At 63.8% G+C, this 26,600-nt stretch carries 20 protein-coding genes; 16 read left to right on the top strand and 4 right to left on the bottom strand.

Annotation, left to right across the window (positions count from 1 at the left end; translation table 11 throughout):
* Nucleotides 1–152: 152 nt before the first annotated feature.
* From ACQ4W0_RS00505 to ACQ4W0_RS00495, 3 genes are all read left to right on the top strand, one after another.
* Nucleotides 153–350 carry a hypothetical protein gene (locus tag ACQ4W0_RS00505; RefSeq protein WP_436575001.1) on the top strand — a complete coding sequence of 66 codons (198 nt, stop codon included), beginning with the start codon at nucleotides 153–155 and terminating at the stop codon, nucleotides 348–350.
* Nucleotides 351–514: 164 nt separating this feature from the next.
* Nucleotides 515–940: a GNAT family N-acetyltransferase gene (locus ACQ4W0_RS00500; protein ID WP_436575000.1), complete on the top strand. Its 426-nt coding sequence runs from the start codon at nucleotides 515–517 to the stop codon at nucleotides 938–940.
* Between the two features lie 155 nt (nucleotides 941–1,095).
* Nucleotides 1,096–2,301 (top strand): alpha/beta hydrolase family protein, encoded by a 1,206-nt coding sequence (locus tag ACQ4W0_RS00495; RefSeq protein WP_436574999.1) that lies wholly within the window; start codon nucleotides 1,096–1,098, stop codon nucleotides 2,299–2,301.
* A 39-nt stretch (nucleotides 2,302–2,340) separates the two neighbouring features.
* Here ACQ4W0_RS00495 and ACQ4W0_RS00490 read toward each other — a convergent pair whose 3' ends face one another.
* Both ACQ4W0_RS00490 and ACQ4W0_RS00485 read right to left on the bottom strand, forming a co-directional pair.
* Entirely contained in the window at nucleotides 2,341–3,729 is a 1,389-nt protein-coding gene (locus tag ACQ4W0_RS00490; RefSeq protein ID WP_436574998.1) for a YfcC family protein, read from the bottom strand.
* Between the two features lie 4 nt (nucleotides 3,730–3,733).
* The gene (locus ACQ4W0_RS00485) at nucleotides 3,734–4,870 is read right to left on the bottom strand and encodes a succinylglutamate desuccinylase/aspartoacylase family protein (protein WP_436574997.1); all 1,137 of its coding nucleotides are present in this window, start codon (nucleotides 4,868–4,870) and stop codon (nucleotides 3,734–3,736) included.
* A gap of 202 nt (nucleotides 4,871–5,072) precedes the next feature.
* On the opposite strand from ACQ4W0_RS00485, the gene ACQ4W0_RS00480 reads away from it, so the two are divergent.
* The 3 genes from ACQ4W0_RS00480 to ACQ4W0_RS00470 all read left to right on the top strand — a co-directional run bounded on the left by ACQ4W0_RS00480 (nucleotide 5,073) and on the right by ACQ4W0_RS00470 (nucleotide 10,307).
* Nucleotides 5,073–6,071 carry a MurR/RpiR family transcriptional regulator gene (locus ACQ4W0_RS00480; protein WP_436574996.1) on the top strand — a complete coding sequence of 333 codons (999 nt, stop codon included), beginning with the start codon at nucleotides 5,073–5,075 and terminating at the stop codon, nucleotides 6,069–6,071.
* 35 nt (nucleotides 6,072–6,106) lie between these two features.
* A complete protein-coding gene (locus ACQ4W0_RS00475; protein ID WP_436574995.1) occupies nucleotides 6,107–8,902 on the top strand; it encodes a TonB-dependent receptor in 2,796 nt (931 codons plus the stop codon).
* A 151-nt stretch (nucleotides 8,903–9,053) separates the two neighbouring features.
* The gene (locus tag ACQ4W0_RS00470) at nucleotides 9,054–10,307 is read left to right on the top strand and encodes a cyanophycinase (protein ID WP_436574994.1); all 1,254 of its coding nucleotides are present in this window, start codon (nucleotides 9,054–9,056) and stop codon (nucleotides 10,305–10,307) included.
* Here ACQ4W0_RS00470 and ACQ4W0_RS00465 read toward each other — a convergent pair.
* Both ACQ4W0_RS00465 and ACQ4W0_RS00460 read right to left on the bottom strand, forming a co-directional pair.
* Nucleotides 10,298–11,500, bottom strand: a complete 1,203-nt coding sequence (locus ACQ4W0_RS00465; protein WP_436574993.1) for a DUF418 domain-containing protein — start codon at nucleotides 11,498–11,500, stop codon at nucleotides 10,298–10,300. The genes ACQ4W0_RS00470 and ACQ4W0_RS00465 overlap by 10 nt on opposite strands.
* A gap of 8 nt (nucleotides 11,501–11,508) precedes the next feature.
* Complete coding sequence (locus ACQ4W0_RS00460) at nucleotides 11,509–12,111, bottom strand: TetR/AcrR family transcriptional regulator (RefSeq protein ID WP_436574992.1); 603 nt, start codon at nucleotides 12,109–12,111, stop codon at nucleotides 11,509–11,511.
* Nucleotides 12,112–12,320: 209 nt separating this feature from the next.
* Here ACQ4W0_RS00460 and ACQ4W0_RS00455 point away from each other — a divergent pair, with 209 nt between their 5' ends.
* The 10 genes from ACQ4W0_RS00455 to ACQ4W0_RS00410 all read left to right on the top strand — a co-directional run bounded on the left by ACQ4W0_RS00455 (nucleotide 12,321) and on the right by ACQ4W0_RS00410 (nucleotide 26,565).
* Nucleotides 12,321–13,763 carry an IgA Peptidase M64 gene (locus ACQ4W0_RS00455; protein ID WP_436574991.1) on the top strand — a complete coding sequence of 481 codons (1,443 nt, stop codon included), beginning with the start codon at nucleotides 12,321–12,323 and terminating at the stop codon, nucleotides 13,761–13,763.
* Between the two features lie 429 nt (nucleotides 13,764–14,192).
* Nucleotides 14,193–14,378 carry a hypothetical protein gene (locus tag ACQ4W0_RS00450; protein ID WP_436574990.1) on the top strand — a complete coding sequence of 62 codons (186 nt, stop codon included), beginning with the start codon at nucleotides 14,193–14,195 and terminating at the stop codon, nucleotides 14,376–14,378.
* A complete protein-coding gene (fabI, locus tag ACQ4W0_RS00445) occupies nucleotides 14,375–15,160 on the top strand; it encodes an enoyl-ACP reductase FabI (RefSeq protein ID WP_436574989.1) in 786 nt (261 codons plus the stop codon). The genes ACQ4W0_RS00450 and fabI overlap by 4 nt, the downstream gene beginning before the upstream one ends.
* A 10-nt stretch (nucleotides 15,161–15,170) precedes the next feature.
* On the top strand, nucleotides 15,171–16,607 hold the full coding sequence (locus ACQ4W0_RS00440) for an efflux transporter outer membrane subunit (protein ID WP_436574988.1): 1,437 nt from the start codon (nucleotides 15,171–15,173) through the stop codon (nucleotides 16,605–16,607).
* A gap of 17 nt (nucleotides 16,608–16,624) precedes the next feature.
* Complete coding sequence (locus ACQ4W0_RS00435; RefSeq protein WP_436574987.1) at nucleotides 16,625–17,698, top strand: HlyD family secretion protein; 1,074 nt, start codon at nucleotides 16,625–16,627, stop codon at nucleotides 17,696–17,698.
* Between the two features lie 2 nt (nucleotides 17,699–17,700).
* A complete protein-coding gene (rbbA, locus tag ACQ4W0_RS00430; RefSeq protein ID WP_436574986.1) occupies nucleotides 17,701–20,448 on the top strand; it encodes a ribosome-associated ATPase/putative transporter RbbA in 2,748 nt (915 codons plus the stop codon).
* 4 nt (nucleotides 20,449–20,452) lie between these two features.
* Entirely contained in the window at nucleotides 20,453–21,577 is a 1,125-nt protein-coding gene (locus tag ACQ4W0_RS00425; protein WP_436574985.1) for an ABC transporter permease, read from the top strand.
* A 48-nt stretch (nucleotides 21,578–21,625) separates the two neighbouring features.
* Nucleotides 21,626–23,914, top strand: a complete 2,289-nt coding sequence (locus ACQ4W0_RS00420; RefSeq protein ID WP_436574984.1) for a DUF3141 domain-containing protein — start codon at nucleotides 21,626–21,628, stop codon at nucleotides 23,912–23,914.
* A 9-nt stretch (nucleotides 23,915–23,923) separates the two neighbouring features.
* Nucleotides 23,924–25,339, top strand: a complete 1,416-nt coding sequence (locus ACQ4W0_RS00415) for a bifunctional enoyl-CoA hydratase/phosphate acetyltransferase (protein WP_436574983.1) — start codon at nucleotides 23,924–23,926, stop codon at nucleotides 25,337–25,339.
* Complete coding sequence (locus tag ACQ4W0_RS00410) at nucleotides 25,336–26,565, top strand: acetate/propionate family kinase (protein ID WP_436574982.1); 1,230 nt, start codon at nucleotides 25,336–25,338, stop codon at nucleotides 26,563–26,565. The genes ACQ4W0_RS00415 and ACQ4W0_RS00410 overlap by 4 nt, the downstream gene beginning before the upstream one ends.
* Nucleotides 26,566–26,600 lie beyond the last annotated feature (35 nt).

The following is a 26,600-nucleotide window of genomic DNA, read 5'->3' as shown; positions in this document are numbered from 1 at the left end:
GGGTGCTGTTGTGCGTTCCATCCTGTCTTTTTGTATTCTGTCCCGCAAATCGTGCGTTTTGTCGCAATCCGATGGCAGTTCAGAGGGGATCGGCCTACAGTTCAATCATCGCAGGACAAACAGCAACGCCCCTCAACCTCAAGGAAAATATCATGAACATCGCTAAAAACATGGAAGCCATCTTCGTTGCCATCATTGCCATCGCCGCCGCCACCAGCCTGGCCACCGCCGCCGTGCCGAAGTTCCGCGCCGCGCCGGCCCCTATCCTTGCCAGTGCCGATCAAGCCACCGTGCACACCGTGTATGTCAGCGCCAAGCGTTTGAGCGCCGAAGAAAAAGCCGCGCTGTAAGCGGGGCCAAGCAATGCAGGCAGTACGAAAGATATTCGCAGCAAACAGCAGTACCGCATCACGGACAGTCAGCACGGGTGGCGCCCCCGATTTTTTCCAGTCCTGGTGACAGCAGCAGAAAAAAGACCGATGATCGTGTTTTCAACGATAGCAAGGCTTGCATAATGCCACCTTTGATGATCAGTACCGACAAGGCGGAACTCGACGTTCCGGCCATCCACCATTTTCTCAGCACGCAATCGACATGGGCCATCGGCATCCCGCTCGTTACCGTGCAGCGCGCCATCGACCATTCGCTATGCTTCGGCGGCAGGCTTGACGGCCGCCATGTGGCGTTCGCCCGCGTGGTCAGCGACTACGCCACGTTTGCCTATCTGGTCGACGTGTATGTGCTGGAAGAGTACCGCGGCCGCGGCTACAGCAAGCGTCTGATGGAGGCCGTGATGGCACATCCCGACTTGCAGGGCTTGCGCCGTTTCATGCTGGCTACCAGCACGGCGCATGGCTTGTATGCGCGCCATGGCTTTTCGGCGCCGCTCAGGCCGGAGACGCTGATGGAACGGAACTTCCCCGATATTTATCGGTGTTGAACAGCTGCCGCAGTTTTGCGCGCGGCCCCGGTTCTGCCCTGATATCTGCGGTTTCTTGATCAACGACGCGACAACCTCTACCGGACCTTGACTCCATGACATCTTCTTTTCTCTGGCCTTTCCTTGCCGTATCGCTCACGGCGACTGGCGCACCCTTGCCAGATGCATTCAGCCCGGCGCCTTGCGAGACGGGCATTTTTCGCCAGGATCACAAGGGCTTCGTTGCCGTCACAAAAGGGGGGAAGGGATACGGCTACACCTTCAGCGACGGGACCGTTGGCAACACGCAGGATGCCGGGGCACTGGTCGCGTGCGGAAAGGACGCCGTGCTTGTCAGTGGCAAGGAACGCTGGCCGAAAGTGGCACTGGCCGAATCGAATACGCGTTTTGAATCCGGCGGCATCATGCTCGCGGGCCGCTTGATGGAGGCGCCGGGTGCAGGCAAGGACACGCCACTGGTGGTGTTTGCCCATGGTTCCGAAGGCAGCGGCTGGATCGACCGCGCGCGCGATCCTTACCAGATGGTCGGGCGAGGCGTATCCGTTTTCGTGTATGACAAGCGTGGTACGGGCCTGTCTGAAGGGGAGTATACGCAGAATTTCCCGCGCCTGGCCGATGATCTGGTGGCCGCGTCGCGCGAAGCCAAACGGCTGGCGCAAGGCCGCTACAGCCGCTTCGGCCTGATGGGGGTGAGTCAGGGCGGCTGGATCGCGCCGCTGGCGCAGGCGCGCGCCAAGGCGGAATTTCTCGGCATCGGCTATGGCCTGGTGGTCGATATCACGGAGCAGGATGCGGCGCAGGTTGCCAAGGAATTGCGGGATCGCGGCTATGGCGACGACGTCATCGCCAAGGCCCGGACGATGACGGATATTACGGCAAGACTCGTCAAATCCGGCTACAAGGATGGCCTGGACGACTTGTCGACATTCCAGCAGCAGTTTGGCAAGGAGCCATGGTTTGCGCTCATCAAGGGCGGATACACGGGTGTGTTGCTGGGCATGCCCATCGAGGAGCTGCGCAAGAATGGCGTGCCGCGATTCGACAAGCTAGGTGTCGACTGGTCGCAAGATCCCGTGCAGGTCTTGCGCCAGGTGACAGTACCGCAGTTGTGGGCCTTGGCAGAGGACGACCGTCAGGCACCGCCAGCTGTCACCGTGGAGCGCTTGACGGCGTTGCGCAGCCAGGGCCAGGCCATCTCGGTCTACCTCTTTCCGCAGGCCGATCACGGCATGCGCAGTTATGATCAGGCATCGGATGGAACGCGCAAACCCACCGTCATCACGCCAGGGTTTTACGATCTGATGGCCGACTGGGCAAAGGGCGGCGTCGCTGGAAAGTACGGACAGGCGTATCGCAAATAAAGAGAAAGCCACGGCGACTGTGCCTCGCCATGGTATTTTTTACTGCCAGTGCATCAGGCAGGGTGGAATCAGCAGCAGCAGCGCCAGCACCAGGTAAATCAGCTGCAGCGGAATCATCCACCTGGCCCAGGTAATCCAGGGCACGCGCGCCAGTGCCAGCACGCCGACGGTGATGCCGGAGGTGGGGATCATCGGCGTGGTGAATTCGCCGAACTGGAAGGCCAGAATGGCCGTCTGGCGCGTCACGCCCACCAGGTCGGCCAGCGGCGCCATGATGGGCATGGTCAGCGCGGCCTGGCCGCTGCCGGAATGGATGAAGAAGTTGATCACCGACTGCATGAAGAACATCTTCTGCGCGGCAAAGACGGGGCTTGACGACGCCACCAGGGGCGTGAGCGCATGCAGCATGGTGTCGATGATCTGCGCATCGCGCGCCAGGATCATGGTGCCGCGCGCCAGCGCGATGACGAGTGCCACGCTCACCATGTCGCGCGCGCCCTGCACGAAGGATGCCACCAGGCTGTCCATGTCGAGCCGGCCGACCAGGCCGACGACGATGGCCATGACCAGGAACAGGGCGGCGATTTCATCGATGAACCAGTCGTACTTGACGACGCCGACGACCATCGTCAGCAAGGTCGCCATGAAAATCCACAGCACCGCGCGGTGCGTGCGGGTCATGCCGGCAAAGCTGTCCAGGTCCATCGAATGCTCGCTGCGCTTTTCGATATCGAGCAGGTAAGTCGGGCTTTTTTCCGGATGGCGCTTGATGCGCGCCGCATACCACATCAGGAACACGATGCTGACCGCTGTGGCGATGGCCCATACGATCAGGCGGTAGCCGATGCCGGAAAAGATCGGCACGCCGGCGATACCCTGCGCTATGCCGACGTTGAACGGGTTCAGGAAGGCGGCGGAAAAGCCCACCTGCGAGCCGATGAAAGGAATCGAGACGCCCGTGATGGTGTCATAGCCCAGGGCCAGCGCCAGCGGCACGAAGATCAGGATGAAGGGAATGGCCTCCTCGTTCATGCCGAAGGTGGCGCCGCCGAGCGAGAACATGGTGAAAAAGACGGGAATGATGGCGGCGCGCACGAAGCGCGAACTGGTATGCGCCTTGGCGATGGCCTTGATCAGCGAATCGAAGGCTTCCGTCTTTTGCAGCACGGCGAAGGCGCCGCCGACGATCAGGATGAAGCCGATGATCAGGCTGGCGTCGACGAAGCCCTTGATGGGCGCCATCATCAGGGCGGCGAGTCCCTGCGGTTTGTTGTCCACGTAGTGAAACGTGCCGGGGATGATCAACTGCTTGCCGTTGACCAACTGTGTATCGAATTTCCCGCCCGGCACCAGCCAGGTCGCCAGGGCGATCATGGCCAGGATGCCGCACAGCAGGACGAAGGTGTTGGGGAGCTTGAATTTTCTCATGGCGTCATTGGCTCAACAGGCTGCCGCCGCGGAAGGCGATGGCGCCGGCAACCTTGCCGACGTTCATGCCGCGCAAGACGTGGCGGTGGGCGCTGCGCGCAAAGAAGACACCGGCGACGGTGCAGCGCAAGGTCGTCGTCTCGCCGCTGACGGGATCGATCAGGTCGGCCAAGGCATCGCCGGCGGCCAGCACCTCGCCCATTTCACGCAGATACACCAGTACGCCGTGATGCGGCGCGAGGATCGGTTCCACGCCGGCCAGCGGCGTGGGCTGGCATTGCGGTGCGGGCAGCTTGTCGCCGGCGCCGTCGATCTCCAGCACGCCTTCGAAGGCGAGAAAGCGCAACAGGGCGGTGGCGTCGCGTTCTGCCAGGGCGTAGCTCACTTCCACTTCGCCGCGCAATTCGACGGTGGTCGACAGGCAGGCGGCGGGAATCGGAAAGCGGCCCTTGAAGTGTGCGTCGAGGTCCCACCACAGGCGGCTGCAGGCTTCGTCGAACGGCTCTTCGCCGGCTGCCAGTTCCAGCAGCACGGCGCGCGCGCCAAGCAGCGCGGACAGGGGCGCGATCTGCGCTGCCAGCGGCGTGCCCGTATAGATATGCAGGGCCGCCTCGTTATCGCAATGCAGGTCGAGCACGATGTCGGCATCGATGGCCATGCCCAGCAAGGTCTTTTTCAGCGTCTCCGCATCCGTGGACGGCCGCCAGGCGGCGACGGCATCGCGCGCATGCTGGCGTATCAGCGCCACGTTGGCCTTCGCATCCTGTCCCAGCTGGCCATCGAGCGTGGTTTTCAGTTCATCTGCCACGTGGCGGTAGGCGCGGTTGAAGTTGATGCCGGTGGTCAGGTCGAAGCGACCGAACGGCGCGCCATGGATGGCTTGCGCCAGGCCGATGGGATTGGCGGCCGGCACCAGGATCACTTCGCCGTGGATCTTGCCCGCCGCCTCCAACGCCAGCAGCTCGCGGCGCAAAAATTGCGATACCAGCATGCCCGGCACTTCGTCCGCGTGCAACGCCGCCTGGATATACACCTTCTTGCCGCTGCGGCTGCCGGCAGCCGTCGTGCCAAAGTGGAAGCTGCTCAACTGGCACGATACGCTGGCGTGCGCGGTGGAGATGGGATGCTGTTGTACTTGCATGGTGAATTCGCCCCAAAACGGGGCGCGGTTGATGGATTTCGGTCGATTATGTAGCATTATTTTCACGAAGTAAATCAATGAAAATCCTTTTACAAATATTTGTTGAGTTTTCTTTTTGATATGAGTAGAGTAAGTTCCAGCGACCCGTTTTCGCTTTTTTATCCGTTATCCGCCATACACAAGAACACAGGCCGCCAGTGATATGAAATCATCCGCCAGTCCTGCCCGTAACAGCTCCCGCACGCCAGTGGCCGGCACCCTGTCGTCGCCCGATGCCGCCTTCGCGCAATCGCCGCTGGGGCAGGCGCTGATGCATGTGCTGGCCACCGGCTCGGCCTCGCAGCGGCAGATCGCCGATTACCTGCTGCGCAACCAGATGCGCGTGACGGCGCTGGGCATCGAGGAACTGGCCGACAGCTGCCAGGTATCGACGGCGACCATCAGCCGCTTCGCGCGCGACATCGGCCAGAAGAATTATTCGGCCATGCGCAGTGCCATGGCCGAAACCCTGCAATCGCTGTTGCAGCCAGTCGAGAAATTGCGCCGCACGATAGAACGGCGTGCGCGCGCCACATCACCCGTCACGGAAAGCCTGGAATATGCGGCCGCGAACATCGCTGCCACATCCGATGCCCTGTCGCCGCCTGCCATGCAGGCCGTGGTGCGGCGCCTGACGCGCGCCAAGGTAGTGTATGTGATGGGATTCGGCCTGTCGGCCAACCTGGCAGGCATGCTGGTGCAGCATCTGCAGCCGTTTTGCCCGCATGTGGTGGAAGTGGTGGGCATCGGCGGTTCGGAAGTGGCGGCTGGTCATCTGGTCAATCTGACGGCGCAAGATGTGCTGCTGGTGATCTCGTTCCCCCGTTATACGCTCGATTGCATCGGCCTGGCCAGCTTCGCGCGCGACCGAGGCGCCTGCGTCGTGGCGCTCACCGACTCTCCCGCATCCCCCCTGGCCGAACTGGCCGATCATGCCTTGTATGCGCAAAGCACGCATCCCGTCCTGCCCAGCAGCGCCAGCACGGCACTGGCCATGATCGAGGCGCTGGCCGTGGCGCTGATGGTGTCGAACAAGAAGAACGTTGAAAAAGCGGCCCGCCTGAGCGAAGTCATTTCTGCCTATCTGTACGGCGGCGAGCATGGCGTGCCAGGGCCCCGGAAAGCAGTATCCAGGCAGCGCAAGGCAGTGAAAAAATCATGATAAAAATCAGATACATACCATCGGGGAGAGTTGCAATGTACATGAAAAGACAGGATGGCGGTTCCATATTGCCGCGCGAGTCGGTGCTGGCGCAAGGTGTGCGCCTGGCGCTGGGCGCCTTGAGCGTGTCCGCGGCGCTGGGCCTGCTGGCCAGCGCCGCGCTGGCGCAGGAGCAGGGGCAGGACGGGGAGCCGGCGCAGAAAAAAATGCAGCGCGTTGAGATCACGGGTTCGGCCATCAAGCGGCTGGAATCGGAGACGGCGCTACCTGTGCAGGTCATCACGCGCGCCGATATCGAGAAGGCGGGCGTGACGACGGCGGCCGAACTGATGGCGCGTGTATCAGCCAACGTCGGGGGCTTGACCGATGGCGCCAGCATCAACGTGGGCGGTGACCAGCGCGGTTTCAACAGCGCCAACCTGCGCGGAGTGGGCACCTCATCGACCCTGGTGCTGCTGAATGGCCGGCGCATGGCCAACTTTGCCTCGCCGGGCGACGATGCGGGCGTGGACCTGAATAACATTCCCGCCGCCGCCCTGCAGCGCGTGGAAGTACTGCTCGACGGCGCTTCGGCCCTGTACGGCACGGACGCCATCGGCGGCGTCATCAACTTTATTACGCGCAAGGATTACCAGGGCGTGGAGCTGAACGTCTACGGCAGCGGCACGCAGGAGGGCGGGGCCGGCAAGCGTACTGCCAGCATCACGGCCGGCACGGGTGACCTGGCCTCGGATGGCTACAATATCTTTGCCGTGTTCGATGCGCAGCAGACGGACCGCCTCAGCACCTCGCAGCGCAAGTTCATTCCGAACCTGAACGTGCCCGAGCGCCTTGGCCATTTGCTGTCGAGTTTTACCAGCCCGGCAAATATCCGCCTGTCGAGCGCCCAGCGCGATCACCTGCAGGAGAACGGCTTCCTGTTGAACGGCAAGCCGATCACCAACCGGCAAATCAACCTGTCCATTCCGGACTGCAACGCACCCGCCAATTTGTACCTGCCCAACGGCACTGGCGGCGTCGATGGCTGTACCTACGATTACATGCGCGACACGGAGTTGTATCCGAAGTCGGAGAAGCAGAACTTTCTTTCGCGGGGCGTGTTGAAGCTGAACTCGGAGCATCAGCTATATGCGGAGGTGGCATTGAGCCGTTCGCGTACCAATTATGTCGCGTCGTCGACACGGGTGATCGGTTACCTCGATTACAGCAAGGTGCCACAACTGGCCGATGCCGGATTCAATACCATATTGGATGACGATGGCAAGCAGGTGGAGCGCGAACTGGAAGTGCGCATGCGATTGAAGGAGGCGGGCAACCGCACCAGTGAGTTGACCAGTGAAAGCCAGCGCTTCGTGGTGGGGGCGACCGGTGTTGTGGCGGGATGGGATTATGATGTAGGACTGAACCATAGCGTCAATACCGTCAGGGACCGTGATACCAAAGGCTATCTGCTGAAGGACAAGCTGCGCGCAGGTATCGCCGATGGCAGCATCAATCCCTTCGGGCCTTCCAGTGCCAAGGGCCTCGCACTGATTGAGAGCATCCAGGTCAACGATGAAGTGCGCCATGCGCGCGGCGTCATGGATTCGCTTGATTTCAAGGCGTCACGCGCTTTGATGGCCATGGGTGGCGGCGACATGGCACTGGCAGTTGGCGGAGAGGTGCGCCGTGAGCGTACGCAGTTCCGTCCTTCCAAATTACTGATGAGCAATAATATCAATGACGATTCGGCGCCGGAAGGCGGCAAGGACACCAGTGACAGCCGCAATGTGCAAGCTATTTACAGCGAACTGCTGCTGCCGTTCACCAAGCAATGGCAGGCGCAGCTGTCTGGCCGTTATGACCATTACGAGCAGGTGGGCGGCGCCCTCAGCCCCAAGGTGGGCCTGACCTACATGCCCAGCAAGCAGGTGCTGATGCGCGCCTCGGCCGGCAAGGGTTTCCGCGCACCGTCGATGTCGGATTTGCACCGTCCCACCGTCTACAGCAGCACGGCGACCTTGCCCGATCCCGTGCTGTGCGCCACCGTGGACAACAACTATGCCGATTGCGCGCAAAACTGGGATACGCGCCGCTACAGCAACGACAAGCTGAAACCGGAACGCAGCCGCCAGCTCTCCGCCGGCCTGGTGCTCGAACCCAGCCAGCACTGGACCTTCAGTGCCGACTACTGGAACATCAAGCGCACGGACCTGATCAGCGAAATCGGCGACGACATCATCCTGGGCAACCTGGGCAAGTACGGTGACCTCGTGCATCGGAACAAGGACAATGAAATCGACTACATCGAGCTGCGCAAGGAAAACCGCGGCGCGCAAAAAGCCTCGGGCATCGACATCACGGCCGACCTGCATGGCGTGAAAACGGCATGGGGACGTTTTGGTGGCCACCTGAGCGGCACGTATGTGCTCGATTCGAAAATCCAGACCAGCCCCGGCGACGTCTTTATCAGTAACCTGAATAAATTCGTCACGGAAGGCGTGGTGCAGCGCTGGCGTCATACGATCACCTTCGACTGGGACAATGGCCCGTATTCGGCCAGCCTGTCGAACACGTATTCGAGCGGCTACGATGACCAGAATTCGGCCATCAACACGGACGATGGCAGCGTGGTCAAGCCGAACCGGGTGAAGGCGTATACGCTGTGGGACATGTCGGGCGCGTATGCGGTCAGCAAGCAGTTCAAGCTGCGCGCGGGCATACAGAATCTGTTCAATACCAGCCCGCCGTACTCGAACCAGGCGTACTTTTTCCTGTCCGGCTATGATCCTAGCTATTCGGACCCGCGTGGCCGGCGCTTCTATGCCAGCGCCAATTACAGCTTCAAATAAGGCGGGACAGCAGGAGATACCGCAATACCGCTGTCACACGCAGCGGGTAATATCGTAGTTCGATGGCGTTGGGTTGCAAGCAGCATTGGCATCAAGGGCGCGCGCCTGTAGCAACAAGTGTGCGCCACTTTCTTTGCATTTGAAAGGCACCATGAAATCATCTTCAAGCCTGTATCAGACCTTCTGCGCCGCGCTGCTGTTCGCGCTGGCATTGTGCAGCTTCCATGCCGTGGCGGCGCCTGGCGGCAGTACCATCGGCAGTGCCCCGCAGGGTACCCTCGTCATCATTGGCGGCGGCCTGCGCGCCGACAATGCCGAAGTCTGGCAGCGCATCGTCAAGTTGTCGGGCGGACCAGGCGCGCGCATCGCCGTGCTGGCTTCGGCCGCGATGAACCCGGAAAAATCGGGTGAAAGCATCATCAAGAAACTCAATCAATATGGCGCCGATGCCTTTTTCGTGCCGCTGGCCGTCAAACTGCCCAATCGCGATTACCGCAAGGCAGCCGAGGATCCGGCCATCGTCACGCAGATCAAGTCGGCCACCGGCATCTATTTTGCCGGCGGCGACCAGGGCCGCATCACGCAAGCCTTGCTGCGCCCGGACGGCAGCCGCACGGCCGCGCTGGAAGCCATCTGGTCGGTCTACCGCAACGGCGGCGTGATCGCCGGTTCCAGCGCAGGCGCCGCCATCATGAGCACCACCATGTTTTACGATGCCAAGCCCGTGCTGGACATGCTCAAGATGGGCGTGACGGATGGCCGCGAGATTGCGCCTGGACTGGGCTTCATCGGCAGCGATGTTTTTGTTGACCAGCATCTGCTGGTACGCGGGCGCTTTGCGCGCATGATTCCCGTGATGCTGAAAAAAGGCTATCACCTGGGACTGGGTATCGATGAAAACAGCGCCATGGTGGTCGACGCCATGCGCGACGTGGAAGTCATCGGCTACAGCGGCGCCTTGCTGATCGATCTGTCGGGCGCCATCAGCGACCGTGGCGTGAAAAATTTCAATATCAGCAACGCAGCCATAAGCTATCTGGACCGGGGCGACAAATTCAACCTCGTCACGCGCGTGTTTACGCCCTCGCCGGACAAGGCCGACAACAAGCTCGATCCGAACCAGCCCGACATGCGCGAACCTGTGTTTACCAACGATATTCTCGGCAATAACGCGGTGCTGGACCTGATGGGCAACCTGATCGACAACGCCCAGCAGGAAGCCATCGGTATCGCCTTCGGCAACCCGCGCGATCCGTATCCGGACCTGGGCTTCGAGTTCCGCTTCAGTAAAACGGTCAACAGCGTCGGCTACAGCTCGACCGAGGCGGAAGCGTATTCGGTGCTGAAACTGCGCCTCGATATCCGTCCGATCCAGCTGCGCCAGCCGCTGTACCGCTACAAGTAGCTGGTGCTGGCGCGCCGCCAGCGCGGCCACGCGGCAATCGTCAACGCCCGGAGCAGCCATTCGACGGGGCCATACGCGTGCTTGCGCAGCCACCAGCGGCTCAGTGGCAGCTGCAGGCTGAAGAGGATGGCAGCCAGCGCCAGGGCGCCCAGCGGCGAGACGCTGCCCATCAGACGCGCGCCATACGCGAGGAATAGCCAGGCGCAGACGGCTGACTGCAGCAGGTAGTTCGACAGAGCCATGCGGCCCGTATCGGCCAGCTGGGCAAACAGCGTGCCGTGACGCAGGCGCTCGAACAGGGCCAGCGCCAGGGCCAGGTAGGCGCCCGCCAGCAGCGGCGCGCTCGCCAGTCCCACGGCCAGTCCCGCCACCTGCCATGCCTGGTTGCCACCATACACGGAGGTCCACGCATAGAAGGCGGCGCCGGGCAATCCCGCCAGCGCGCCGGCCCACAGCATGCGTCGGCGCAGCGGCAGGTAATCGCTTGCGTGCAGCAGCATCTCGCGCTTGCCGGCGGCCAGGCCGCACAGGAACATGGCCAGCGCGCAGGGCGCTTGCACCAGCAGCAGGACGATCCAGATTTCACTCAGTTCGCGCAAATGCTGGGTGATGACGGTGGACGGGGTGGCGCGGTAGGCGGCCAGCGCGGTCGCTGCCTTCTGCGCCATGGCCACGGCCAGCTGGGCGGCGTCGCCCTCTGGCTGCAGGCTTTGCAGCCAGGCCATCGATCCCCAGAACCCCACGCAGACGGTGACGAAAATCAAGGCAAGTGACAGTGCCTGGCGTTCGCCGCAGTGGTGCAGTGCCAGCAGCACGATGCCCAGCAGGGCATAGGTGGTGAGTATGTCGCCATGAAACAGCAACACGGCATGCAGGGCGCCGATCAGCCACAGGCCCGCTTGCCGGCGCAGCATGCGCGGCACGAACGGCGCATTGGCGCGCGCGGCCGCCTGCATCTGCAAGGTGAAGCTGTAGCCGAACAGGAAGGAAAACAGCAGATAGAACTTGGTCTCGAACAGCAGCGCGACGAGGAAGTGCGTGGCGCGGTCCACGTTGCCGTGAAAGGCCGGATCGGTCAAGCCCAGGCCAAACCAGGGCGTGGCGAAGGCGCCGATATTGACGACCAAAATGCCAAACAGGGCGCAGCCGCGCAGGGCGTCGACGTCGGCGATGCGCGCCGGTGTTGCCGTCATGGCGCCGCTCATGACCGGGCAGGGCGCAGGAAGCGCGCCAGCAGCAGGTGCAGGCCGGCGCGCTGCGCCAGCGGTGCGTAATGGGGATCGACGGCGACCCGGTTGAAGATGCCGTCGATCAGCGCAGCGAGCCAGCTGGCCGTTTGCGCGGGGTCGAGCGCGGCGTCGACCTGACCCCGTGCGGCCGCCTCTTCCAGCAAGGCTTGTATGCCGCCGCGCAGGCTGGCGTCATTGCGCGCCACCCTGGCCGCGATATCCGTGTCGCGCATCGCCTCGGCCGCTATTTCCAGTGTTAGTCCCGCAAAGTCCGCGTCTGCCGCCAGTGCCAGCACCAGGTCCATGAAGTCGAGCAGGGTGCCATGGGGATCGATGCTGCCTTGCACGCCGGCGAAATAGGAGGCCGTCTCGCTGCCTTCCTGGTCGACGATGGCGGCGATGATGGCTTGCTTGGTGGGGAAGTAATGAAACAGGTTGCCGGGACTCATGCCCGCCTGCGCGCAGATGGCGGCGGTGCTGGTCTGGTGAAAGCCCTTGCGGGCGAAGCAGTGGCGCGCCGCGGCGAGAATGGCGTCACGGCGGGCCGCGTGTTTGTCGGGATCGATGGTGCGCATACTTTCCTTATTAATTAATCGATTGGTCAGTCTAATATATGGCAAACTGCTTTCAAGGTCAAGCGTGCAGGCTGAAAACGCGTGCTTTGCATGCCCGCTTCCTGTCGCTACAATGTGCCGCAGCGGTTATGCCGGGGCTTGCCGCCAGGCCCGCCGATTGTTTGGAAAACCGTTCCCTCCACCTGTTTTTCTACTGTTTTAGGAATGACATGCAGCAGACCACGATTCGATCCTTCCTCTGCGCGCTGGCGCTGGCCGCCGGCATGCTTCCTGTCGCGCAGGCGACCGGTGCAGTGTTGCCGGCCACCATGCGCCTCGATTACCAGCACAGCGGCAATGCGCTGGGCGAACATTATGCGGTCGAGCGCGTGCTGGTCGAGCCCCTGCCTTGGCCGGGCAATCTGGCGCGCCCCATCGACGACAGCAACCGCGGTAACAACCTGCTGGAAGTGGTCGATATCAAGTCGGGCAAGGTGCTGTATTCGCGCGGTTTTTCCACCATCTTCGGCGAGTGGGCCAGCACCGATGAAGCGAAAACCACCACGCGCGCTTTCCAGGAATCCGTGCGCTTCCCGCAACCGGAGCAGCCCGTGCGCGTGCGCATCCTGAAGCGCGACGAGCGCGGCCTGTTTTCCATTGTATGGAGCACCGACGTCGACCCGGCGGCGCAGGATGTGATCCGCAAGCAGCCACCGGCGCCCGTCAAGCCGATACCGATACGCATCAGTGGCCCCTCGTCCGAGAAGGTCGACCTGTTGATCATGGGCGACGGCTACACGGCAGCCGAAATGGGCAAATTCGAAGCGACGGCGCGGAAACTGGCCGAGCACCTGTTTACCGTCTCGCCATTTCGCGAGCGGGCCAATGACTTCAATGTGTGGGCCATGGCCGCGCCGACGCAGGAATCGGGTGTGTCGCGTCCATCGACGGGCGTGCATCATGCTTCGCCGCTGGGCACGCGCTACGATATCTTCGGCAGCGAGCGCTACGTGCTGACGACGGATAACCGTGCCCTGCGCGACCTGGCGCAGTATGCGCCGTATGAATTCATTGAAATCCTCGTCAATAACGATACCTACGGCGGCGGCGGCATCTTCGGCCAGTTCAGCACGGCCGCAGCGAATAACGACTGGGCCAATTACCTGTTCGTGCATGAATTCGGCCACCATTTCGCCGGCCTGGCCGACGAGTACTACACCTCGCCCGTGGCTTATCAGTCGAATGGCGAGCGCCAGGAACCGTGGGAGCCAAACGCCACGGCGCTGCGCGATCCGGCCAGGCTGAAATGGCAGAACCACGTCAAGGCCGGCACGCCGCTGCCCACGCCGTGGCCGAAGGAAGCCTACGACAGCCATGCGCGCGAGTACCAGAAGCAGCGCGCCGCCCTGCGCGCGGCCAACCGCCCTGAAAGCGAGATGAGCGACTTGTTCAAGGCCGACCTGGCGTACACGCAGCAGCTATTCTCCAAGGCGCCGCAGCGCCATGCCGTTGGCGCCTTCGAAGGCGCGAACTATGAGTCGTCCGGCTACTACCGGCCCGAGATGCAATGCATCATGTTCGACCGCAGCGAGACGTTCTGCTCCGTATGCCAGGATGGCATCAGCACCATCATCGACCTGTATTCGCGTCCCGCCGCGGCACCGCGCAAATAAGGCCGTTCAGCGCAGTCCCGTAAGGCATGGTGGCCATGTTGCAACGCAATAGCATGGCCACCGTTCTGTCTCTCCCCCGTCATCCGCCGTCCGCCACCGCCCGGCCATGATTGTTTTTCAGGCAACAACAATCCCCGCTGGCAAAGACCCATTTCTTCCCGTCAGCCCGACAATATTATCAAATGCGCATGCCCGCACGCTTGCTTCAAAAATATTTCATTTAGATAATATTGAGGTAAAATTTGATTTACATCAATGTTGCATTGCCGCAATCGCACTTATAGTTGACCTAGCTCAAGGCGTCATGGAATGCGGATCGGACTCATCACGAATCACGCGTCTAAATGCTGTAGAGTAATTTCGCCCCGTACCAGTTCCCCGAGAATGCACTGGTGCTGGCCTCGAATTTCAGTGACGGAAGCCCGATTCATGAAGATGCAGATCCCCGCGCCTGACGCGTGCAGTACCTTACATCCCCACACTCCCATTGCTTTGCCGTATGCGCGCGCCGGTGGCGTCACCCTGGCCATGTGCGCCGCCGCCATGCGTGCCGGCGCGGTGCGATGCGTGCATGCGGCCACGCCGTGGCCGGCCCTGCGTCCGAATAAACCATGACGCCCCTCGCGCCGCAGTTCCTGCCATTGCAGGGAAAACGCGGGCTGGTGGTCGGTATCGCCAACGCGCAAAGCATCGCCTGGGGCTGCGCCAGCGCATTGCGCGCAGCCGGTGCCGAACTGGCCGTGACCTGGCTCAATGACAAGGCCCGTCCGCATGTGGAGCCGCTGGCGCAGCAAGTGCAGGCGGCCATCATGGCGCCACTCGACGTGGCCGTGCCAGGGCAGCTCGAAGCGCTGTTTGTGCAGATCGAGCAGCAGTGGGGGCGGCTCGATTTCGTCGTCCATTCCATCGCTTACGCGCCCAAACAAGACTTGCATGGCCGCGTGACGGACAGTTCGGCCGACGGTTTTGCGCAGGCGATGGATATCTCCTGCCATTCCTTCATGCGCATGGCGAAGCTGGCCGAACCCCTGATGCCGGACGGCGGCAGCTTGATGACCATGAGTTATCTGGGCGCCGAGGAAGTCATCGCCGACTATGGCCTGATGGGTCCCGTGAAGGCGGCGCTGGAAGCATCGGTGCGCTACCTGGCGGCCGAACTGGGTCCGCAAGGCATCCGCGTCAACGCCATTTCACCGGGGCCCCTGGAAACGCGGGCCGCTTCCGGCATCGCCCATTTCGACCGCTTGATGGCCGACGCCATCGAACGCTCGCCCATGCGGTGCCTGGCCACCATCGAGGACGTGGGCGCGCTGTGCGCCTTCCTCGCCAGCGACGGCGCACGCGCCATCACGGGCGGCACCTTGTATGTCGACGGCGGCTACAACATTCTGAATTGACTGGAAGAAGATGACTATGGCTGTTTCCGTTTTGCCCTCCTGCGCCCGAGTAGCGGCGCTGGCCGCCAGCCTGCTGCTGGCTGGCTGCGCCTCGATGGCGCCATCGTACGCGCCACCTCCGCTACCGGTGGCGGCGCAGTATCCGGAAACCGATCCCGCCGGCGCGCACGCTGCGGACATCGCCTGGCAAGCCTATTTTGCCGATGCGCGCCTGCAGGCGCTGATTGCGCAGGCGCTGGCCAGCAACCGCGATATCCGCATCGCCGCCCTGCGCGTGGAAGAGGCGCGCGCCGCGTATGGCATCCAGCGCGCCGAACAATTTCCCACCATCGCGCTGGGCGCCTCGGGCAGCCGCGCGCGCGTGCCCGGTGACCTGAGCGTGACGGGCCGCCCCATGACGAGCGCGCAGTACCAGGCGGGCTTGAACGTGAGCGCCTGGGAGCTCGATTTCTGGGGCCGCGTACGTAGCCTGAAGGACAGCGCGCTGCAAACCCTGCTGGCCAGCGACGAGGCGCGCCGCGCCGTCGGCGTGGCCCTGGTGGCGCAGGTGGCCAATGGCTACCTGGGCTTGCGCGAACTCGATGAACGGGTGGCGCTGGCGCGCGCCACGGTCGACAGCCGCGCCGAGTCGCTGCGCATCTTTACGCGTCGCTTCGAGGTCGGTTCGATTTCCAAGCTGGACCTGACACAGGTGGAAACCTTGCTCAGCCAGGCCTTGTCGCTGTCGGCCCAGCTGGAACAGGCGCGTGCCGTACAGGCGCACGCGCTGGCCCAACTGGTGGGCGGCCCCGTCGACCTGACGCCGGACACACGCCGCTTCGACGACGCCAGCGTGCTGCAGCCGCTGCATGCGGGCCTGCCCTCGGCTTTACTCACGCGACGCCCCGACCTGGTGGCTGCCGAGCATCAGCTGCGCGCCGCGCAAGCCAATATCGGCGCCGCGCGCGCCGCCTTCTTCCCGACCATTTCGCTGACGGCTGCCTACGGCACGGCCAGCGCGGAATTGAGCGGCCTGTTCGACTCGGGCAGCGGCGCCTGGAATTTCGCGCCGCGCCTGGTGCTGCCGATCTTTGACGCGGGCCGCATCCGTGCCAACATGGACCTGGCCGAGGTACGCCGCGACGTGGCCGTGGCCAATTATGAAAAGAGCGTGCAGGGCGCTTTCCGCGAGGTGGCCGACGCGTTGTCGAACCGGCGCTGGCTGGCGCTGCAGGTCGACATCGGCAAGACCACCCTGGCTGCGCAAAGCGAACGGGCGCGCCTGGCCAAGCTGCGCTACGACAACGGCGCTGCACCTTATCTGGAAGTGCTCGATGCGCAGCGCGACTTGCTGACGGTCGAGCAGCAACTGGTGCAGACGCGCCGCGCGCTGCTCTCCAGCCAGGTCAGCCTGTATGCCGCCCTGGGCGGCGGCGCACCCGCTGCCGCCACCACGTTCTCCGATTAATTGCGATTGCCGACACCATGACTCCACAACTGAAGAAAAAACTCATTCCCGCCGCGCTGATCGTGGCCGTTCTCGTGCTGGGCTATGTGGCCTGGCAAAAAATGCGTCCCACCGGCCCCGGCGAAGGTTTTGTCAGCGGCAATGGCCGTATCGAAGCGACCGAAATCGACGTCGCCACCAAGCTGGCTGGCCGCGTCAAGGACATCCTCGTGCGCGAGGGCGACTTCGTCAAGGCGGGCCAGCCGCTGGCCACCATGCAGGTCGATTCGCTGACGGCGCAGCGCGACGAGGCGCGCGCGCGCCAGCAGCAGGCGTCCGACGCGGTGGTCGGTGCGCAGGCGCAGGTGGCCGTGCGCGAGAGCGACAAGGCGGCCGCGCTGGCCATGGTGGCGCAGCGCGAAAGCGAACTTGATGCGGCCCGGCGCCGCCTGGCCCGCTCGGAAACCCTGTCGAAAGAGGGCGCTTCCTCGGTGCAGGAACTCGACGATGACCGCGCCCGCGTGCGCAGCGTGGCCGCGGCCCTGAATGCAGCCAAGGCGCAGGTCACGGCGGCGCAGGCGGCCATCGACGCGGCCAGGGCACAAGTGGTCGGTTCGCGCTCCGCCGTGACGGCCGCCGAAGCGACCACCGCGCGCATCGACGCCGACCTGGCCGATGGCCAGCTGGCGGCGCCGCGCGACGGCCGCGTGCAGTACCTGGTGGCGCAGCAGGGCGAAGTACTGGCCGGTGGCGGCAAGGTGCTCAACCTGGTCGACCTGTCGGACGTCTACATGACCTTCTTCCTGCCCGAGACGGCGGCCGGCAAGGTGGCAATGGGCGGCGAAGTGCGCATCATCCTCGACGCAGCGCCCAATTACGTGATTCCGGCGACGATTTCCTTTGTCGCTGCCAGCGCGCAGTTCACGCCGAAGACGGTGGAAACGGCCAGCGAGCGCCAGAAGCTGATGTTCCGCGTGAAAGCGCAGATCAGCCGCGAGCTGCTGCAAAAGCACCTGGCGCTGGTGAAGGTGGGCTTGCCCGGCGTGGCGTGGGTGCGTCTCGATGCGAAGCAGGCATGGCCCGCTGAATTGACGAGCAAGGTTCCGCAGTGACCATGGACGTGAACCCATTTGTCGTCAGCATCAAGGGCGTCAGTCAGCATTACGGCAAGACGGTGGCGCTAGCCGCCATCGACCTCGACGTGCCGTCCGGCCGCATGGTGGGCTTGATCGGGCCCGATGGCGTGGGCAAATCGAGTCTGCTGTCGCTGGTGGCCGGCGCGCGTGCCGTGCAGCAGGGCAGCGTGATGGCGCTGGGCGGCGACATGCGCGATGCGCGCCATCGCGACGATGTCTGCCCGCGTATCGCCTACATGCCGCAAGGCCTGGGCAAGAATTTGTACCCGACCCTGTCGGTCGAGGAAAACCTGCAGTTTTTCGCGCGCCTGTTCGGCCATGATGCCGCCGAACGCCGGCGCCGCATCGACCAGCTGACCCGCAGCACTGGCCTGCATCCCTTCCTGGCGCGCCCGGCGGGCAAGCTGTCGGGCGGCATGAAGCAGAAGCTGGGCTTGTGCTGCGCCCTGATCCATGACCCCGACCTGCTCATTCTGGATGAACCGACCACCGGCGTCGATCCGCTGGCGCGGGCCCAGTTCTGGGACCTGATCGCCGGCATCCGCGTGCAGCGCCCGCAAATGAGCGTGATGGTCGCCACGGCCTACATGGACGAGGCGCAGCGCTTCGATTGGCTGGTCGCCATGGATGACGGCAAGGTGCTCGATACGGGCACGCCGGCCGAACTGTTGGCGCGCACGCAAAGCGACAATCTGGAAGCGGCCTTTATCAAGCTGCTGCCCGAAGCCAAGCGCGCGGGTCACCAGCCCGTGGTCATCACGCCGCTCGATGCCGCCAGCGCGCAGGACGTCGCCATCGAGGCGCAAGACCTGACCATGCGCTTTGGCGATTTTACGGCCGTCGACCATGTGAATTTCCGCATCGGCCGCGGCGAGATTTTCGGTTTTCTCGGCTCGAACGGCTGCGGTAAATCGACCACCATGAAAATGCTCACGGGCCTGCTGCCGGCAACGGAAGGCAAGGCCTGGCTGTTTGGCAAGGAAGTCGATTCCAACGATATCGACACGCGCCGCAGGGTCGGCTACATGTCGCAGGCGTTCTCGCTGTACAGCGAACTGACGGTGCGCCAGAACCTGGTGCTGCATGCGCGTCTGTTCCACGTGCCCGCGAGCGAAATCGGGGCCCGTATCGACGAAATGGCGCAGCGCTTCGACTTGCGCGAGGTGATGGACGACCTGCCCGACAGCCTGCCGCTGGGCATACGCCAGCGTTTGTCGCTGGCCGTGGCCATGGTGCACAAGCCAGAGATGCTGATCCTCGACGAACCCACGTCCGGCGTCGACCCGATCGCGCGCGACAATTTCTGGCGCCTGATGATTGAGCTGGCGCGGCGCGACCGCGTCACCATCTTCATCTCCACTCACTTCATGAACGAGGCTGAACGCTGCGACCGCATCTCGCTGATGCATGCGGGTAAAGTACTGGTCAGCGATGCGCCGGCCGAACTGGTGCGCAAGAAGGGCGCGCCATCGCTGGAAGCAGCCTTCATCGCCTACCTGGAAGAGGCGGGCGGTGGCACGGCAGCGGCCGAAGCGCAGGAAAGCGAGGCGCCGGGGCAAAAGGCGGCAGTGCAGGCACCGCAGCAGGAGCGCCGCCGCAATCGTTTCAGCCTGGGGCGCATGCTCAGCTACATGTGGCGCGAAACTCTGGAACTGCGGCGCGATCCCGTGCGCCTGACCCTGGCGCTGGGCGGCTCCGTGCTGCTGCTGTTCGTCATCGGCTTCGGCATCAGCCTGGATGTGGAAGATCTCAGTTACGCGGTGCTCGACCACGACCAGACGACCCTGAGCCAGAATTACACGAACAACCTGGCCGGCTCGCGCTACTTCGTCGAGCGCCCGCCGCTGCGCGACTATGCCGATATCGACAAGCGCATGCGCATCGGCGAATTGTCGCTGGCCATCGAGATTCCGCCCGGCTTTGCGCGCGACGTGCAGCGCGGCGCGCCAGCCCAGGTGGGCGCGTGGATCGACGGCGCCATGCCGATGCGCGCCGAAACCGTGCAGGGCTACGTGCAGGGCATGCATCAGCTGTGGCTGGCCGACCAGGCCTTGCACCGCTATGGCATCACGATGAACAACCCCGTCGCCATCCAGACGCGCTACCGCTACAACCCCGACGTGAAAAGCCTGCCCGCCATGGTGCCGGCCGTGATTCCGTTGCTGCTGCTGATGCTGCCGGCCATGCTGGCGGCGCTGTCCGTGGTGCGCGAAAAGGAACTGGGCTCCATCATCAACCTGTACGTGACGCCCGTCACGCGCCTGGAATTCTTGCTCGGCAAGCAGGTGCCGTACGTGGCGCTGGCCATGCTCAACTTCGTCCTCATGGCGCTGCTGGCGGTCACCGCCTTCGGCGTGCCGATCAAGGGCAGCTTGCCGACCCTGATCGGCGCCACCTTCATCTTCAACATTTGCGCGACCGGCATCGGCCTGTTCGCCTCGACGTTTACGCGCAGCCAGATCGCGGCCCTGTTCGTGACCATGATCGGCACCATGATCCCGGCCATCCAGTTTTCCGGCCTGCTCAACCCCGTCTCGTCGATGGAGGGCGTGGGCAAGGCGATCGGCCTGATGTACCCGGCCACGCACATGCTCAATATCAGCCGCGGCGTGTTTAACAAGGCGTTGGGATTCGGCGACCTGCACGCCTCGTTCTGGCCCCTGATCGTGGCGATCCCCGTGATCCTCGGCGTGACGGTGGCGCTGCTGAAGAAACAGGAGTCGTAAGCGTATGCGCCATCTTGAAAATATCTACCGCCTGGGCGTGAAGGAAATATGGAGCCTGATCCGCGATCCCATGATGCTGATCCTGATCCTCTACACCTTCACTTTAGCCATCTACGTGGCCGCCACGGCCAAGCCGGAAACTCTGCACATGGCCTCGATCGCCATCGTCGACGAGGATGGCTCGCCGCTGTCCGGGCGCATCGCCTCGGCCTTCTTCCCGCCGCAGTTCACGCCGCCGGCCATGATCAACCAGAGCCAGGTCGATGCGGGCCTGGACGCGGGCCAGTACACCTTCGTGCTGACGATACCGCCCAAGCTGCAGGCGGACGTGCTGGGCGGGCGCCAGGCGGAGATGCAGCTGAACGTGGATGCCACGCGCATGAGCCAGGCTTTCAGCGGCAGTGGCTACATCCAGCAGATCGTCGCCGGCGAAGTGGCCGAATTCGCCAAGCGCTATCGCGGCGCGACGGTCTCGCCGGTGGAGCTGGTGATGCGCGCGCGCTTCAATCCTTCGCTGAGCCAGGCGTGGTTTGGCTCGCTGATGGAGCTCATCAACCAGGTGACGATGCTGTCGATCATCCTGACGGGTGCGGCCCTGATCCGCGAGCGCGAACACGGCACCATCGAGCACTTGCTGGTGATGCCCGTGACGCCGGCCGAAATCATGCTGGGCAAGGTCTGGTCGATGGGCCTCGTGGTGCTGCTGGCCGCCGCCCTGTCGCTGAACCTGGTGGTGCGCGGCATGCTGCATGTGCCCATCGAGGGCTCGATCGCACTGTTCCTGTGCGGCGCGGCCCTGCACTTGTTTGCCACCACCTCGATGGGCATTTTCCTGGCCACCGTGGCGCGCAGCATGCCGCAGTTCGGCATGCTCCTGATCCTCGTGCTGCTGCCGCTGCAGATGCTCTCGGGCGGCAGCACGCCGCGCGAAAGCATGCCCGAACTGGTGCAGAACATCATGCTGATTGCACCGACCACGCATTTTGTCGAATTGAGCCAGGCGATCCTGTATCGGGGCGCCGGCATCGACGTGGTATGGAAACCGTTCCTGGCCCTGCTGGCAATCGGCACGGCCCTGTTTACCTTCGCTCTGGCGCGCTTTCGCAAGACCATCAGCCAGATGGCGTAGGCTCTGCGCCGGAATGTTCCGGCGTTTGTTTGCATGAAAAGGATAGCCATGAAGATTGAACCTGCTCCATTTTTTTCCGCCGGCGGCTTGCCGTCCCTGGGCATGCTGGGCGACTATGCACGCGACTCGTGGCAGCGCATCGTGCTGTACGCGGACGTGATGCGCCGGCGCGGCAACCAGTACCAGGAGCATCTGGCCGAGGAAGTGCCGAACGTGCTGGACTTCCCCGCAGAACTTGTGATGTCCGGCCTGGAACTGGCGCGTCCCGTCAACTACGGCCTGGCGCGCATATTGACGCCTGATGCACCGGATCCCGATCCGAACAAGCGGCCGTTCGTCGTCGTCGATCCGCGCGCTGGCCACGGTCCCGGCATCGGCGGCTTCAAGGCGGAAAGCGAAATCGGCGTGGCCCTGCGCGCCGGCCACCCGTGCTACTTCATCGGCTTCCTGCCCGATCCCGTGCCGGGACAGACGGTGGAGGACGTGATGCACGCCGAGGCGGCCTTCCTGGAAAAAGTCATCGCCCTGCATCCGCTCAGCGAGGGCAAGCCCGTCGTCATCGGCAATTGCCAGGCCGGCTGGCAAATCCTCATGACGGCGGCCGTGCGCCCGGAGCTGTTCGGCCCCATCATCGTGGCCGGCGCGCCCGTGTCGTACTGGGCCGGCTGGCATGGCCGCAATCCGATGCGCTACGCGGGTGGGCTGATGGGCGGCAGCTGGGCCACGGCGCTGGCAGGCGACTTGGGCAACGGCCGTTTCGACGGCGCCAGCCTGGTGCAGAATTTCGAGAAGCTGAACCCGGCCAACACCCTGTGGAGCAAGCAGTACAACCTGTACGCAAACATCGATACGGAAGCGCCCCGTTACCTGGAATTTGAAAAATACTGGGGCGGCCATGTGTTCCTCAACGACGTCGAGATGCAGTACATCGTCGACAATCTGTTCATCGGCAACCGCCTGGCCACGGCGGAGTTGATCACCTCCGACGGCGTGCGCCTGGACTTGCGCAATATCCGTTCGCCCATTGTCGTATTCTGCTCGAACGGCGACAACATCACGCCGCCGCCGCAGGCGCTGGGCTGGATCACGGACCTGTATCGTGACGATAACGATGTGCTGCTGCACGATCAGACCATCGTGTATGCCGTGCATGACAGCATCGGCCACCTGGGTATTTTCGTGTCGGCCAAGGTGGGGCACAAGGAACACCAGAAATTCGCCAGCAATATCGATCTGATCAACCTGCTGCCGGCCGGCATCTACGAAGCAAGGATCGTCGACAAGACGCCCGATACGCCGAACGCGGACCTGGCCAGCGGCGACTATGTGCTGCAGGTCGAACACCGCAGCATCGAGGACGTGCGCGTCATCGTGCAGCCAAGCGTGGAAAACGACCGCAAATTCGCCGCCGCCGCGCGCGTGTCCGAAGTGAACCTGGCGCTGTACCGCACCTTCGCGCAGCCGTGGGTGCGCGCCATGGTCACGCCGCAGTCGGCGCGCTTCCTGCAGCTCACACATCCGCTACGCATGTCGTATGAGCGCTGGACCGACCATAATCCGCTGGCCAAGCTGGTGGCCAAAGAGGCGGAAAAAGTGCGCGCCCATCGCCAGCCGGTGGCGCCCGACAATCCGCTGCTGGCCATGCAGGAGGCCATCTCCGGCGCCATCACGGCCGGCTTGAACAGCTGGCGCGACTGGCGCGACACGGTGCAGGAAGCGACCTTCGACCTGGTGTACGGTTCGCCCCTGGTGCAGGCGCTGACGGGACAAGCCATCGGCGACGCCGCGCCGCCGCGCCCCCATCCCGGTATCTCGCCCGAGCATTGCGAATACGTGCGCTGCGAAACGCGCAAGATGGACGAGGACATGCAGCACGGGGGGCTGGTGGAAGCGGCCGTGCGCGCGCTGTTCTACATCTACCGCTTCCGCATGATCGCCGATGAGCGCCGCGTCAACCTGGCCCTCAAATTGGTCAAGCCGCAGTACACGCAGGGCTTCAGCATGGAAGAATTCCGCGGCATCGTGCGCCAGCAGGCGCGTTTGATGCTGCATGATTTCGATGCCGCCATCGCCGCCTTGCCGACTTTGCTGTCGCGCGCCGAACCGGATGCCATCGGCGCGCTGGGCGAATGGCTGCAGCAAGTGCTGCAAGTACCCGAAGCACCGACGCCGGACGAGGAAGCGAGCCTGCAGCAAATGCTGGAGGTATTCGACCGTGCGATCAAGGCGCACGCGAAGGCGCTGCCAGCGGCCGCGCGCGCATCCCAGCCAGTATCTCAGCCTGCCGTCCAGGCCCAGCCCCAAGCCAAACCTGCCAAAAACACTACCTCTGCCTAGAAGACCACGATGACTACCACCCAAGACGATGATTTGCATATCGTGCGTAACCGCACCTTCGACCAGATCGCCATCGGCGACACTGCCAGCATCACGCGCACCCTGAGCATGGACGATATCGCCCTGTTCGCGGTGATGTCGGGCGATGACAACCCGCAGCACCTGGATGCCGAATTTGCGGCCTCCAGCCGCTACCAGGGCGTCATCGCGCACGGCATGTGGGGCGCTGCCCTCATCTCCGCTGTGCTGGGCACGCGCCTGCCGGGCGCCGGCACCGTCTACACGGGCCAGACCCTGCGTTTTCTGCAGCCCGTGCGCGTGGGCGATACGCTGGCCATCAGCGTCACCGTCACCGCGCTCGAGCCGCGCAACCGCCACGTGACCCTGGCCTGCCGCTGCGTCAACCAGCATGGCGCCGTGGTGCTCGATGGCGAAGCGCAGGTGATTGCGCCCGCCGAACAGATCGAAAGAGTGCGCGCCACCTTGCCCGAAGTTCGCCTGCATAACGGCGACGGCACGCGGCGCCTGCTGGAACACGCGCGCACGCTGGGTCCGATCAGAGTGGCCGTGATTCACCCTTGCGATGAACTGAGCCTGTCGGGCGCGCTGGACGCGCATGCGGCCGGCCTGATCACGCCCGTGCTGGTGGCGCCGCGCGCGCGCCTTGAAGCGGTGGCCCTGGAAGCGGGCCTGAGCCTGGCCGGCATCGCCATCGAGGATGTCGAGCATAGCCATGCGGCCGCCGCGCGCGGCGCCGAACTGGCGGGCAAGTGCGAAGTCGAGGCGCTGATGAAGGGCAGCCTGCACACGGATGAACTGATGTCGGCCGTGCTGGCCGCCAGCGCCGGCCTGCGTACCAAGCGCCGCATCAGCCACTGCTTCTTGATGCAGACGCCCGCCTATCCGCGTCCTTTTATCATCACGGATGCGGCCATCAATATCGCGCCGAACCTGGCCATGAAGGCCGACATCGTGCGTAACGCCATCGACCTGGCGCACGTGATCGGCGTGGCCTGCCCGCGCGTGGCCATCCTGGCCGCCGTGGAAACGGTGAATGCGGACATGCCGGCCACCTTGGACGCGGCCGCCCTGTGCAAGATGGCCGACCGCGGGCAAATCACGGGCGCCATCCTCGATGGCCCGCTGGCCTTCGACAACGCCGTGTCGATTGCCGCCGCCACCGTCAAGGGCATCGTCTCCGAGGTGGCGGGCCGCGCCGACATCCTGCTGGTGCCCGACCTGGAAAGCGGTAACATGCTGGCCAAGCAGCTTGAATACATGGGCGACGCGGACAGCGCCGGCATCGTGCTGGGCGCGAAAATCCCCATCATCCTCACCAGCCGCGCCGATTCGCGCGCCAGCCGCATCGCCTCGTGCGCCATCGCCGTGATGCTGGCCAATCATTACCGGAGCACGCCGCCATGAACGCACCAGTCCAACGTGCCGACGAATACGCCGATGGCGCCCTGATCCTGGTGCTCAATTGCGGTTCGTCGAGCATCAAGTTCGCCCTGTTCGAGCAAGCCGGCGGCGTGCTGCCGCAGCAGGCGCAATGGGGCGGCAAGGTCGAAGGCATCGGCCGTGAAAACGCCACTTACCGCGCCGGCGGCCTGCCTGCAGTCGCCTTGCAGCTCGATGCGGAGCAGCCCCATCACGCGGCTCTCGAATACATCCGCGCGCAAGTCGTGGCGCAGCTGGCCGGGCGCCCGCTGCGCGCCGTGGCGCATCGCGTGGTGCATGGCGGCAGCAAGTATTTCGCCCCCGTGCGCATCGATGCCAAGGTGCTGGCGGACCTGAAAAGTTTTGTGCCGCTGGCACCCCTGCACCAGCCATTTGCATTGGAGGCGATCGAGGTGCTGCTGGAATCGCGCCCCGATATCGCCCAGGTGGCGTGCTTCGACACAGCCTTCCACCACACGGTGCCGCAGGTCGAACAGATGCTGGCCCTGCCTTACGATGCGTGGGAGCGGGGTTTGCGCCGCTACGGCTTCCACGGCCTGTCGTACGAATATCAGTCGCTGGTGCTGGAGCAGCGTTTTGGTGCTGTCGCGCGCGGCAAGGTCATCGTCGCCCATTTGGGTAGCGGCGCCAGCCTGTGCGCCATGGAGAATTTGCACAGCGTGGCCACGACCATGGGCTTTTCCGCGCTCGATGGCCTGATGATGGGCACGCGCTGCGGTTCGCTCGATCCCGGCGCCGTGATCTACCTGATGGAAATTGAAAAACTGTCGCTGGAAAAAGTGGCGCATGTGCTGTATCACGAGTCGGGCTTGCTGGGCGTGTCGGGCGTGTCGGCCGATCCGCCGGTGCTGCTGGCGCAGCAGGACCGGCAAGATGCCACGGGCGAGCGCATCCGCGCCGCGCTGGCCCTGTATATCCGCCGCATCGTGCGCGAGATCGGCGCCTTGACGGCCGTGCTGGGTGGGCTGGACATGCTGGTGTTTACGGCCGGTATCGGCGAGCACAGCGCCGAACTGCGCCAGCGCATCTGCACCGAGCTGGGTTTCATCGGCCCCGTGCTTGACGCGGAGGCCAATGCGCGCAACGCCAGCGTCATTTCCACGCCGGATAGCCGTATCGTGGTGGGTGTGGAACCGGCCAACGAGGAATGGGTGGCAGCGCGCCACGCAGCATTGGCCGTGAGCGCATGAAGTCCTGAAAGTCTGCATTGTGCTCAATGGGAAAT

It is taken from the genome of Janthinobacterium breve (assembly GCF_051380895.1).
In the GTDB taxonomy this organism is placed as follows: Bacteria; Pseudomonadota; Gammaproteobacteria; order Burkholderiales; family Burkholderiaceae_D; genus Janthinobacterium.
This window is presented reverse-complemented; position numbering and strand designations above follow the sequence as displayed.